This window comes from Streptomyces sp. SD31 (assembly GCF_052068475.1).
GTDB lineage: Bacteria > Actinomycetota > Actinomycetes > Streptomycetales > Streptomycetaceae > Streptomyces.
Window position 1 is genome coordinate 276,652 of the sequence record NZ_JBQHCX010000007.1, and the last position, 12,655, is coordinate 289,306.

At 71.1% G+C, this 12,655-nt stretch carries 9 protein-coding genes; 7 read left to right on the forward strand and 2 right to left on the reverse strand.

Annotated features, from left to right (window positions below; all coding sequences use genetic code 11):
- The first annotated feature begins 57 nt into the window (after positions 1-57).
- The 3 genes from ACTMVF_RS17595 to lpdA all read left to right on the forward strand — a co-directional run bounded on the left by ACTMVF_RS17595 (position 58) and on the right by lpdA (position 5,816).
- Positions 58-3,234, forward strand: coding sequence for an amidohydrolase family protein (locus ACTMVF_RS17595; protein WP_441271982.1), 3,177 nt, complete (start codon positions 58-60; stop codon positions 3,232-3,234).
- 129 nt (positions 3,235-3,363) lie between these two features.
- Complete coding sequence (locus ACTMVF_RS17600; protein WP_441271983.1) at positions 3,364-4,227, forward strand: SCO2400 family protein; 864 nt, start codon at positions 3,364-3,366, stop codon at positions 4,225-4,227.
- Positions 4,228-4,403: 176 nt separating this feature from the next.
- Complete coding sequence (gene lpdA / locus ACTMVF_RS17605) at positions 4,404-5,816, forward strand: dihydrolipoyl dehydrogenase (RefSeq protein ID WP_441271984.1); 1,413 nt, start codon at positions 4,404-4,406, stop codon at positions 5,814-5,816.
- 3 nt (positions 5,817-5,819) lie between these two features.
- Here lpdA and ACTMVF_RS17610 read toward each other — a convergent pair whose 3' ends face one another.
- Positions 5,820-6,521 (reverse strand): lysostaphin resistance A-like protein, encoded by a 702-nt coding sequence (locus tag ACTMVF_RS17610; RefSeq protein WP_441271985.1) that lies wholly within the window; start codon positions 6,519-6,521, stop codon positions 5,820-5,822.
- A gap of 186 nt (positions 6,522-6,707) precedes the next feature.
- On the opposite strand from ACTMVF_RS17610, the gene ACTMVF_RS17615 reads away from it, so the two are divergent.
- The 3 genes from ACTMVF_RS17615 to ACTMVF_RS17625 all read left to right on the forward strand — a co-directional run bounded on the left by ACTMVF_RS17615 (position 6,708) and on the right by ACTMVF_RS17625 (position 10,316).
- Positions 6,708-7,484 (forward strand): class I SAM-dependent methyltransferase, encoded by a 777-nt coding sequence (locus ACTMVF_RS17615; RefSeq protein ID WP_441271986.1) that lies wholly within the window; start codon positions 6,708-6,710, stop codon positions 7,482-7,484.
- Between the two features lie 152 nt (positions 7,485-7,636).
- Entirely contained in the window at positions 7,637-9,700 is a 2,064-nt protein-coding gene (locus ACTMVF_RS17620) for a galactose-binding domain-containing protein (RefSeq protein WP_441271987.1), read from the forward strand.
- 19 nt (positions 9,701-9,719) lie between these two features.
- A complete protein-coding gene (locus ACTMVF_RS17625) occupies positions 9,720-10,316 on the forward strand; it encodes a TetR/AcrR family transcriptional regulator (protein WP_441271988.1) in 597 nt (198 codons plus the stop codon).
- An 8-nt stretch (positions 10,317-10,324) separates the two neighbouring features.
- Here the strand turns inward: ACTMVF_RS17625 and ACTMVF_RS17630 are convergent, their stop codons facing one another.
- Positions 10,325-11,449 (reverse strand): acyltransferase family protein, encoded by a 1,125-nt coding sequence (locus ACTMVF_RS17630; RefSeq protein WP_441271989.1) that lies wholly within the window; start codon positions 11,447-11,449, stop codon positions 10,325-10,327.
- A 225-nt stretch (positions 11,450-11,674) separates the two neighbouring features.
- On the opposite strand from ACTMVF_RS17630, the gene ACTMVF_RS17635 reads away from it, so the two are divergent.
- On the forward strand, positions 11,675-12,589 hold the full coding sequence (locus ACTMVF_RS17635) for a hypothetical protein (RefSeq protein WP_441271990.1): 915 nt from the start codon (positions 11,675-11,677) through the stop codon (positions 12,587-12,589).
- The last annotated feature ends 66 nt before the right edge of the window (positions 12,590-12,655 follow it).

Consider the following 12,655-nt stretch of genomic DNA (forward strand, 5'->3'; position numbering starts at 1 on the left):
CGTTGCCACCAGTGGTCTCTCCTGTCCGACCGCCAACTCCGCGCACCGGGAGCCCCCTTGGACACCGAAGACACCGCCGACGCCCTTCGTTTCGGCCCGCTCTCCCGCCGTGGATTCCTCCGGGCCACCGCCACCGCCGGCGTCACCACCACGGCGCTCTCCACGGTCGGCACTCCGCTCGCGGCCGCCTCCTCCGGTACGACCACCACCCTCTCCTTCACCGCCGCCACCGGCGGTTCCGCGACCCTCGCCCCGTCAGGTGACCGGCTGGTCGCCGAGGTCCAGAACGTCCTGTGGTCCATCCCCCGCAGCGGCGGCGCCGCCGTCCCGCTCACCCCGCCCGGCCTCGAACCCACCCGCCCGCAGTTCTCGCCCGACGGCAGCGGTCTGGTCGTGTGCGCCTACCGAGGCGGAGGCTTCCACCTCTGGACGCTGCGGCCCGACGGCACCGGCCTGCGGCAGCTCACCGACGGACCGTGGGACGACCGGGGCCCGGCCTGGTCGCCGGACGGCACACGGATCGCGTTCGCCTCCGAGCGCGGCGGCGACACCGTGACCGGCGCCCCGTACCGCATCTGGGTCGTGGACGTGCGCACCGGCACGGCGACCCGGCTCACCGGGCGCCCCGGGCAGCAGGGCCCCGGGCAGGACGTCCGCTGGGAGGACTTCGACCCGGCGTGGTCGCCCGACGGGGAGCGGGTGCTTTTCGTGCGGGCCACCGTCACCGCGACGGGCACCCTGCACGCCACCACCCTCGCGTCGGTGGCCGCCGACGGCTCGGGCCCGGTCACCACCGAGCACACCGACGACTCCGGCGCCCAGCTCATGACCCCCGCCGTCTCGCCCACCGGGCGCCTGGCCCACCTGCGCACCACGGCCTCGCCCGCGGCCTCCTGCACCCTCGTGGTGGACGGGACACCGGTCGCCGTAGCGGGCGACGTCCTCCCCGCACCGCCCCGCTGGGCGGACGGCGAGCGACTGCTGCTCACCGTCGACGGGCACTTCCGCCTGCTCGACCCGGACGCGCCGGACAGCGCCGAGGAGATCCCGTTCACGGCCACGCTGCCCGTGCACCGCCCTCGCTACCGAGGGAAGGCATACGACTTCGACGGCGCCGGCACCCGCCCCGTCCGCGCGCTCCACCTGCCCGCCCTGTCCCCGGACGGCCGCGTTGTCGCCTTCGCCGCGCTCAACGCGCTGTGGACCGCCGGCACGACAGGGGGCCGCACACCCCGCAAAGTCCTGCAAGTCCCCTCCACCCGCTATGTGTCGGCTCCCACCTGGACGCCCGACGGTACGGCGCTGGTGTACACCGACGACCGCGCCGGAATGTTCGCCGTACGACGCCGTGACCTCGGCTCCGGCGAGGAGACCGTGCTCGCCGAGGGCGGCCGGGTCTTCCCCGCCCTGTCGCCCGACGGGACACGGCTGGCCTGCCTCGACATGTCCGGCAACCTCGTGGTGCGCGACCTGCCCGACGCCGCCGAACGCGTCCTCGCCGCACCGCTCGGCGCGGGCGGGCTGCCCGGCCGGCCCAGCTGGTCACCCGACGGCCGCTACGTGGCGCTGTGCGACCGGAACCGCCTGGGCCAGCGCTTCCGTGAGGGCTACAACCTCATCCGCGTCGTCGACACGACCACCGCTACGGCCACCCTGCACGCCCTCGCCCCCCACACCTCGCTCTCCGACCGCTACGACTCCGGCCCCGTCTGGTCCCCGGACGGCCGCTGGATGGCCGTGATCGCCGAGTCGGCACTGTGGCTGCTGCCCGTACGGGCCGACGGCACCCCGGACGGCGAGCCCCGCCGGCTCACCACCGAACCCGCCGACCACCCGTCCTGGTCCGCCGACGCCCGCACCCTGCTCTACCTCTCCGCGGGCGCCCTGCGCCTGATCGACATCGGCAGCGGCCGGACCCGTACCGTCCCCGTCCCGTTGGACTACCGCCGACCGCGCCCGCCCGACACGGTCGTGCACGCGGGCCGCCTCTGGGACGGCACCGGGCCGGACGTCCGCGAGAACATCGACATCGTGATCCGCGCCGGCCGGATCGCGGAGGTCTCCCCGCACCGCACCGGCCGCCCGGCCGCACGCCGCGTCGACGCGAGCGACCGCACCGTGATCCCGGGCCTGTGGGACGCGCACACCCACCCCTGGCAGACCACGTACGGCGGCCGCCAGACCGCGCTCCAACTCGCGTACGGCATCACGACGGCCGTCTCGCTGGGCGGCTTCGCCTACGAGCAGGCCCGCATCCGGGAGGCGGTCGCCGCCGGCGTGCTCGCCGGACCCCGGCTGCTGACCACCGGCGAACTCCTCGACGGGGCGCGGGTCGCCTACAGCATGGGCCGCGCCCACCGCACCCGCGAGGGCCTGCACCGCTCGCTGGCGCGCGGGGCCGCGCTGGACTGGGACTTCGTGAAGACGTACGTACGCGCCCCGGGCTGGGTGATGAAGGAGGCCGCGGACTTCGGGCACCGGCGGCTCGGGGTGCGTAGCGGTAGCCACCTGTGCACCCCGGGCGTACAGCTGGGCCAGGACCTGACCACCCATTTGCAGGCGACGCAGCGGCTGGAGTTCGGGCACGCGACGTCCGCGACGGGGCGGGCGTACCAGGACGTCGAGGAGATCTACACCGCCACCGACTTCCACCTCGTCGCCACGCCGTTCACGGCACTGGCCCTCCTCGGCGCCGACCCCGCGCTCGCGGACGATCCTCGCGTCACCGCGCTCATGCCGCCGTGGGACACCGCACTCGTACGCCGGCAGGCCGGGCAGCCGCCCACCGGCGCCCAACTGGCCACGCTGGGAAGGGAGATGGATGTCTACCGGCGGATCCTCGCGGGCGGCGGCCTGGTCGCGCTCGGCACCGACCAGCCGATCGTCCCCGTCGGGCTGCACCTGCACCTGGCCCTGCGCGCCCTGCACGGCGCCGGCCTGTCCCCGGCCGAGGTACTGCGGACCGCCACGCTGCTGCCGGCGCGCGTCTTCGGTGCCGACGCCGACCTGGGCACGGTGGAGGAGGGCAAGCTCGCCGACCTCACGGTCGTGGACGGAGACCCGTTCACCGACTTCGCCACGCTGATCCGCACGGCGGCGGTCCTGCGCGGCGGCGTCCTCTTCGAACAGGCGGACCTGGTCGACGCCTTCGACAGCGCCACGGAGCGAAAGGTGGAGGAGGAGTGGCTGGAGGTGAGCCGCCGTATGCGCCGTGAGGGGTGCTGTGAACTCTGAGCGGGTCATGGTTCACACACACTTCCTGTCACATCTGCGCAGGAGCATCACTCGGACTGCACACAGCCTGTCCAAAGCGTCGTTAGCGTTCTGGCCGTTCGATACCGCGTGCTAACGGAAAGACCGCAGATGGACTACTGCTCCTCGTGCCGGCGCCATCTCAACGGGGCCCTGGTGTGCCCCGGGTGCGGCGCCTACGCCCCGGACATCGCTCCCTCCGCGGTCGGGGGCCCCACCGTGTCGGCCCTGCCGGGCACGGCGGCGACCGCGACGTCGGCGTGGGAGACCCCCGCCGACGACACCTGGTACGACGGCTATTTCCGTGACGAGGCCGCCCCGGCGGCCGGCATGGACGAGACGGATGCGCCCCTCGCCCCGGCCGCCGACGTGGAGGGCGTCCCCGCCGCCCCGCAGGGCCGGGCGGCGCGGCGTCGCCAGCGGGCCCGCTGGAAGAAGAACCAGCGCCGGGCCGTGGTCGCGACCGCCGTGGCACTGGTCGGAGGCGGTCTGACCGTCTCGGCGATGGACCGCGGGGCCGGGGACAAGGCCCAGGCGGCCACCGCGCCGGAGAATCCCAAGACGGCGACCGCGGAGCACCAGGCCACGGAGCTCACCCGTCCGGCGTCCACGCCGCAGGACACGCACCGTTCCCCGCGCACCGCCGCCACCCCTCCCTCACATCTGACCCCGACCAACGCCTCGCATCCGCAGTCGGTGCCCGACGAGCGCACCGCGCCCCAGGTCACCCGACCGGACGCCGCCGCGACACCCACCGCGGCGGCCACGCCGGCCCCGCAGTCGCAGGCCGTCACCCCGGCGTCCAGGGGGACCGACTCCGGCGACAGCAGCGGTACGACGGCCGAGCAGCAGCAGACGCCGGCCCCCTCGGCGACCGAAGGCTCGGACACCGGAACGTCCACATCCCCGTCGAGCCCCGCACCGGAGGAGACCTCACCGGCGCAGCTCTGCGTGCTCAACCTCGTATGCCTCTGATCCCGCGGGGGGTATGGATCTGACCGCCGGAGTGCGCGCCGCCTGAGATCGTCGTCACCCTCCCGCATCCCCACACAACTTCGTGGATGCGGTCATGCTGGAATAAGCCGGATGCCAGACCCTGGCAGCGCACGGCACCAGCAGAGCAGGACGTCACCCTCAGGAAGGAACAGTCCATGGTCGAGCAGGACGAGCGCTTCGATGTCGTGGTCCTCGGAGCGGGCCCCGGCGGCTATGTCGCCGCCATCCGCGCCGCCCAGTTGGGCAAGCGGGTGGCGGTCGTGGAGGAGAAGTACTGGGGCGGCGTCTGTCTGAACGTGGGCTGTATCCCCAGCAAGGCACTGCTGCGCAACGCCGAGCTGGCGCACATCTTCACGCGCGAGGCGAAGACCTTCGGCATCAAGGTGGACGGCCAGGTCACCTTCGACTTCGGTGAGGCGTTCCGCCGCAGCCGCAAGGTCGCGGACGGCCGCGTCAAGGGCGTCCACTACCTGATGAAGAAGAACAAGATCACCGAGATCGACGGCCGCGGCACCTTCCTCGACCCGCACACCCTCCAGGTGGCCGGCTACGACGGCGAGACCCGCACCATCGGCTTCGACCACTGCATCATCGCCACCGGCGCCACGCCGAAACTGCTCCCCGGCACCCGCCGCAGCGCGCGCGTGGTGACGTTCGAGGAGCAGATCCTGGCCGAGGAGCTGCCGCGCTCGATCGTCATCGCGGGCGCCGGCGCGATCGGCGTCGAGTTCGCCTACGTCCTGCACAACTACGGCGTGAAGGTCACCATCGTCGAGTTCCTGGACCGGATGGCCCCGCTGGAGGACGCCGAGGTCTCCGCCGAACTCGCCAAGCAGTACCGCCGGTTGGGCATCGACGTGCTGACCTCCACCCGCGTCGACACCGTCGACGAGTCCGGCGAGCAGGTGCGCGTCACCGTCACCGGCAAGGACGGCGCCCAGCAGGTCCTGGAGGCCGACAAGGTGCTCCAGGCGATCGGCTTCCAGCCGAACATCGAGGGCTACGGCCTGGACAAGACGGGCGTGACCGTCACCGAGCGCGGCGCGATCGACGTCGACGGCCGCTGCCGTACCTCGGTCCCGCACATCTTCGCCATCGGCGATGTGACGGCGAAGCTGATGCTCGCGCACGCGGCCGAGGCGATGGGCGTCATCGCCGCCGAGACCATCGCGGACGCCGAGACGATGGAGCTGGACTATGTGATGATCCCGCGCGCCACGTACTGCCAGCCGCAGATCGCCAGCTTCGGCTACACCGAGGCACAGGCCCGCGAACTGGGCCACGACGTCAAGGTGGCCAAGTTCCCCTTCACCGCGAACGGCAAGTCGCACGGCCTCGGCGACGCGACCGGCTTCGTGAAGCTGATCAGCGACGCCAAGTACGGCGAACTCCTCGGCGGTCACCTCATCGGCCCCGACGTCACCGAGTTGCTGCCCGAGCTGACTTTGGCCCAGCAGTGGGACCTGACCGTCCACGAGGTCGCCCGCAACGTCCACGCCCACCCCACCCTCGGAGAGGCGGTCAAGGAAGCGGTGCACGGACTCGCCGGACACATGATCAACTTTTGACCGTCAGCCGTCGAGCCACCAGCGGTCCGCCGCCCAGGCGAACGCGTAACCGAGGCTGTTGACCGCCCAGTGCAGGGCCATGGGCGCCAGCAGGCTGCCGGAGCGGCGGCGCAGCTCGCACAGGACCACCCCGGCCACGGCCATGGCGGCGATCGCCACGGCCACGGTCGGCGCCACGCCGGCCGGACCGTCGCCGAAGACGGAGCCGACCGCGGCGTTGGAGCGGTTGATGCCGCGGGACGGCATCAGATGCCAGAACCCGAACAGCAGCGACGACACGCCGGTGGCCCAGGCCGTGCCGCGCCGCCGCCTGATCATGGCCCACAGCACGCCACGGAAGGCCGTCTCCTCCAGCAGCACGGTCCCGAACGGCACCCGCACCAGGGCAACCCACAGCAGCCGCCCCACGGACAGGTCCGCGGCCCTGGCGTCCTGGAACGCCTCGCGCCCGGCCGGCACGGCGAGGAGCAGCAGCAGAACGAGCAGGACGACTCCCGCCAGGACGGGAGCCCACCGCAGTCCCCGGCGCATCGCCACCGCGTCGAGCCCCAGCTCGCCCAGGGTGAGCCCGTCCCAGCGGGCGATCAGCAGCAGGACCGCCGTCGCGGCCACGCAGATGACCACGTACAGCACGGGACTCCGCGCGAGCCAGTTGTTCAGCAGGTTCGCGACGGCGAGAACGGCGACAGCACAGACGATCGGCATCCGGGTTCCAGCATCCCCCGTCGTGCTCCTGCCGTCGAAGCATCGCCCTCCGCCCGCGACGGCCCCCACCCCTCCCAGAGGCTCCCACCCCGATGGCCTTCTCCACGGCCGGCCCGCACCTGTGGCGCCGCGGTCCCCGGTTGAGCATCCTCGGTGGTACCGCATCCCCAGGGAGGCACGATCCACATGCCGGCCAAGAACCTCACCGTCAATCGCGCCGCTCTCGGCCATCGCCTCGCCTACGCCCTGCGCCACCCCGACCGCGTGCCCCGCCATCTGGCCCGCACCGCCCGGGACATGTGGCTACGCCGTCGGCATCCGGACCACGTCTCCTACTACCGCGCCGTGATGCGCTGCGACACCCGGGCCGACCCGGACGCTGCGGTCGGCAGCCAAAGCCGCGAGCGGTGGCTGGCGCTCGGGGCGATGCAGTTCGACTACCTCGTCGGCCACGGCCTGCTCCCCGAGCACCGGATGCTGGAGATCGGCTGCGGCAACCTGCGCGGAGGCTGGCGGTTCATCCGGCACCTGGAGCCCGGTCACTACTACGGCATCGACATCTCGCCGGACATCCTCTTCGCCGCGCAGGACACCGTCGTCGAGATGGGCCTGCAGCAGCGGCTCCCCACGCTGACCCCGGTGCGCGACCTGACGCTGCGGTTCCTGCCCGACGACCACTTCGACGTCGTGCACGCACACAGCGTCTTCTCGCACTCGCCGCTCACGGTGATCGAGGAGTGCCTGGCCAATGTCGGCCGGGTGCTCGCCCCTCGCGGCTGGTTCGACTTCACGTTCGATCGCACCGAGGGCGAGGAACACCACGTCCTGCGGGAGGACTTCTACTACCGCACCGAGACCCTCGTCGCACTGGCCGAGAAGCACGGCCTGCGGGCCCGCTTCATGACGGACTGGGAGGAACTGCCGCACGGCCAGTCCAAGATTCGGGTCACCCACGCGGTGTGAACCGAATCCCCGTCAGCAGTCCACCGTTTCCGGCCAGTAGGTCATCTGTCCCGGACCCTTGACTCGTCATGCGGTAGTGGCCATCCTCGTCGCACGTATTGCGAGGTCATGACAATCGGACCCCGCATCCCGCCGACCGAGGGACGTGGGCTGTGACCAGTGCCGGACGCCCGTACCGCAGACGCAAGAACGGCACCGTGGTGTCGCTCCTCCTCCTCGTGCTGGCCCTCGCACTGGGCCCGACGCCCAGTTCGGCGGCCGGAACCGACTGGTGGGTGCCCACCGCACGACCCGCGCCGGACTCCCGGATCAACGTCACCGGCGAGCCCTTCACCGGCACCAACGCCAAGGGTGAGGTCCGCGGTTTCGTCGACGCGCACGACCACCTCTTCTCCAACGAGGCCTTCGGCGGACGTCTGATCTGCGGAAAGCCCTTCTCCGAGCAGGGCATCGCCGACGCCCTCAAGGACTGCCCCGAGCACTATCCCGACGGTTCGCTCGCCATCTTCGACTTCATCACCAACGGCGGCGACGGCAAGCACGACCCGGTCGGCTGGCCCACCTTCAAGGACTGGCCCGCACACGACTCGCTCACCCACCAGCAGAACTACTACGCCTGGATCGAGCGGGCCTGGCGCGGTGGCCAGCGCGTGCTGGTCAACGACCTCGTCACCAACGGCGTGATCTGCTCCGTGTACTTCTTCAAGGACCGCAGCTGCGACGAGATGACGTCCATCCGGCTCCAGGCCAAGCTGACGTACGACCTGCAGGCCTACATCGACAAGATGTACGGCGGCACCGGCAAGGGCTGGTTCCGCATCGTCACCGACAGCGCGCAGGCCCGCGAGGTCATCGAGCAGGGCAAGCTGGCGGTCATCCTCGGGGTCGAGACCTCCGAGCCGTTCGGCTGCAAGCAGATCCTGGACATCGCGCAGTGCAGCAAGGCCGACATCGACAAGGGCCTGGACGAGCTGCACGCGCTGGGCGTGCGCAGCATGTTCCTGTGCCACAAGTTCGACAACGCCCTGTGCGGCGTCCGCTTCGACGAGGGCGGCCTCGGAACGGCCATCAACGTCGGGCAGTTCCTGTCGACCGGCACCTTCTGGAAGACGGAGAAGTGCACCGGCCCTCAGCACGACAACCCCATCGGCGGCGCCGCGGCCCCCGGGGCCGAGAAGGAACTCCCGGCGGGTGTCGAGGTCCCGTCGTACGACGCGGACGCCCAGTGCAACGTGCGAGGGCTCACCGAACTCGGCGAATACGCCGTGCGCGGCATGATGAAACGCAAGATGATGCTGGAGATCGACCACATGAGCGTCAAGGCCACCGGCCGCGCGCTCGACATCTTCGAGGCCGCGTCCTACCCCGGCGTGCTCTCCTCGCACAGCTGGATGGACCTGAACTGGACGGAACGGGTCTACGGCCTCGGCGGCTTCATCGCCCAGTACATGCACGGCTCCGAGGGCTTCGTCGCGGAGGCGAAGCGCACCGAGGCCCTGCGCGACAAGTACGGCGTGGGCTACGGCTACGGCACCGACATGAACGGCGTCGGCGGCTGGCCGGCACCGCGCGGAGCGGACGCGCCGAACAAGGTGACGTACCCCTTCAAGAGCGTCGACGGCGGCTCCGTCATCGACCGGCAGACCACCGGCGAGCGCACCTGGGACCTGAACACCGACGGGGCCGCCCACTACGGGCTCGTCCCGGACTGGATCGAGGACATCCGCCGCGTCGGCGGCCAGGACACGGTGGACGACCTCTTCCGGGGCGCCGAGTCCTACCTCGACACCTGGGCGGCCTCCGAGAACCACCGGGCCGGCGTCAATCTCGCGAGCGGTGCGACCACGACCGCCAGTTCCTCGGAGTGGAGCCTGTTCACGAGTTACCAGCCGCACCGGGCCGTCGACAGCGACGGCGGCACCCGCTGGGCCAGCGACTGGAGCGACGACCAGTGGTACAAGGTCGACCTCGGCTCCACCCACCTGGTCAAGCGGGTCACCCTCGACTGGGAGCGCGCGTACGGCAAGTCGTACCGCATCGAGCTCTCCACGGACGGCGTGAACTGGCAGACCGCCTGGTCCACGACATCCGGCGACGGCGGCCTCGACACGGCCAGGTTCAGCGGTACACCGGCCAGGTATGTACGCATCCAGGGGCTGGACCGCGGCACCGACTGGGGCTACTCCCTCTACGAGGTCGGCGTCCACAGCAACTGACACCCACGAGAGGGGCTCCATGGCACGGTTGCCGTCCGCCGAGCGGCGGCGACAGCTCACCGAGGCGGCGATCAGGGCGATGGCCCGGGACGGCGTACCCAACACCACGACCCGGTCCATCGCCGCCGAGGCAGGCGTCTCGCTGAGCGTCTTCCACTACTGCTTCGACTCCAAGCAGGAGCTGATCGAGTCCGTCATCACCACCCTCACCGACCACTCCGTGACGGTGGTGAAGGAGGCCATACGGCCCCGAGCCACCCTCGAGGAGACCGTCCGGGCGGGCTTCCAGGCGTACTGGGACCATGTGCGCGCCCACCCGGACGAGCACATGCTCACCTACGAACTGACCCAGTACGCCCTGCGCCGGCCCGGCTTCGAGCATCTGGCCCGACGCCAGTACGAGCTGTACACCGACACCTACGCCGAGCTCATCGACCAGCTGCGACACACCATGGGCCTGCGGCTCCACGTGCCCGTCCCCGTCCTGGCCCGCTATCTGGCCGCCATGACCGACGGGCTGACCCTCAACTTCCTCGTGCTCGGCGACGAGGCGGCCTGGAACGACATCCTCGACACGGTCATCGCGCACATCGCCGGGCTGGTGCGCGAGAGCTGACGGGGAGGTCATCCGCGTACGGCGGCCCGCTCACGGACCGGTTCCGCAGGGCCCGGCGTGTCCCGCCGGAAGAGCCACCGCAGGTCCGGCTCCACCACGAAACGCAGGACGCGCCGGACGGGCGGGGTGCACAGCAGGGTCACCACCACGGCGGCGACGACGGTGACGACGACCGCGCCGAGCGGGCGCTGGACCCAGACGGGGTCGTACCAGCCCCAGAATTTGGCGCCCTGGGCGACGAAGCCATGCAGCAGATAGCCGTACAGCGTCCCCGCACCCAGCACGGTGCACCACATCCGCCGCCCGGGCACCCAGGCGAGGAAGCAGGCCACCAGAAGCAGCGAGCAGACGAACAGCACCGGCGTCATCACGACCCCGTACCACGCGGGCGCGCCCAGCTCCTCGGCGCTGTCGCGGTGGTAGAACCAGCCGCCGGTCATCCGTGGCACCGCCCAGTACGCCACCACGAACGCGCCCGCGAACACGGGCACGGCCGCGATCCGCACCGAGCGGCGGCGCACCACCCGGAAGTGCTCCGGCTTCAGAAACAGACCCAGCACGAAGTACGGCAGGAACTGCAGGGCGCGCTGCAGGTCGAGGTCGTTGCCTATGGACGGCGAGAGGGTGGCCAGCATCGCCACGACGAGCGCGAGCGGCACCGGCAGGCGCACCCGCTGCCACAGCGGGGTGGTCAGCCGCCACAGGAACAGCGCCGCCAGGAACCACGTCAGATACAGCGGGTCCAGCAGACTGACCGGGCGGTTCGGCTCCTGGTCGGTCCACCGGGTGAACAGGGTGTACGCCGTCTCGAAGACGACGTACGGGACGACGAGACCGGTGACCAGGCGTTTGAGCCGCTCCGGGCGGCCGTCGAAGCCGCGGGAGAAGTATCCCGAGACGACGATGAAGGCCGGCATGTGGAAGGCGTACACGAGCATGTACAGCGCGCTGACGGTCCGGCTGCCGTCGCGCAGCGGCTCCCACGCATGGCCCACCGCCACCAGCACGATCGCGGCGTACTTGACGTTGTCGAAGAACGCGTCCCGCTGCTTCGAAGGCGCAGGTGACGGCGCTGTGGCGGGAACGCGAGCGGTGTCCACCGCCCCGCTTGCTGCGACGCTGTGCTGAGACATCCCACGCGCCTCACCACTTCAGAGCCCCATAAACCTCTGCAGGTCAGCACGGTTTTTCGAACGCGAGGGGGGCGTCGCCATACGGCCGGTCGGGGTGTCGGCGTAACCCGTGTGAACGCCCTGAATGGTGCGACCGGGAGGAATGGCTGACGGTGGATCACGTCAGGCCTGGCTCCAGTGGTGATGAAGCGTCAGCCGCCCAGGCCATGACGGAAGGACTCACCTATGCGCTCTGTCCGCATGCTGCTCGCCACCGCGACGGCCACGGCCGCCTTGGCGATCGCACCCGCAGCCTACGCCGTTACGGCGGGTGACTGGGACCACGAAGACAATTCCTACAGCAAGAAGCACGACAAGGAGGGCAAGCACGACGCGCCCCGCGGCGGGATGCACACGGGTGGCGGAGCGCTGACCGCCGTCACCGACGAGGACTCCGACTGGGGCGGGTCCAAGGACCCGAAGCCCGACAAGGAAGGCAAGCACGACGAGGGGAGCAAGCACGACGAGGGCGGTAAGCACGAAGACGGCGGCAAGCACGACGAGGAGAGCAAGCACGAGGAGCCTCGCGGCGGTGTGCACACGGGTGGCGGAGCGCTGGCCGCTGTGAACAGCGACGACGACTGGGGCGCCTCCAAGGACCCCAAGCCCGACAAGGAGGGCAAGCACGACGACGGGGGCAAGAAGGAAGAGGGAGGCAAGCACGACGAGGGAAGCAAGCACGACGAGGAGAGCAAGCACGACGAGGAGAGCAAGCACGAGGAGCCTCGCGGCGGGATGCGCACGGGCGGCGGAGCGCTGGCCGCTCTGCACAACGACGACGACTGGGGCGGTGCCAAGGACCCCAAGCACGACCCGGACAGCTACCGGAGCAAGGACGGCGGGCACGAGGAGGACTCCTGGGGCGGTGACCACGACAAGGGGTCCTGGAAGGAAGACGACCACGGGAAGGACTCGTGGGGCGGTGACCACGAGGAGGACTCCTGGGGCGGTGACCACGGCAAGCCGCACGGAGGGATGCACACCGGAGGCGGCGGTCTCGCCTCGCCGGGTGTCACCACGGGCGGGCTGGCCGCGCTGGCGGTCGCCGGCACCGGCCTGTACGCGCTGCGTCGCAAGAAGGCAGCCGGATCCGCGGCCTGACCCGTGCCTGACCGCATGACCGCTGTGGCCGCCGCACGTGCGCCGCGCGTCGCGGCGGCCCCGCCC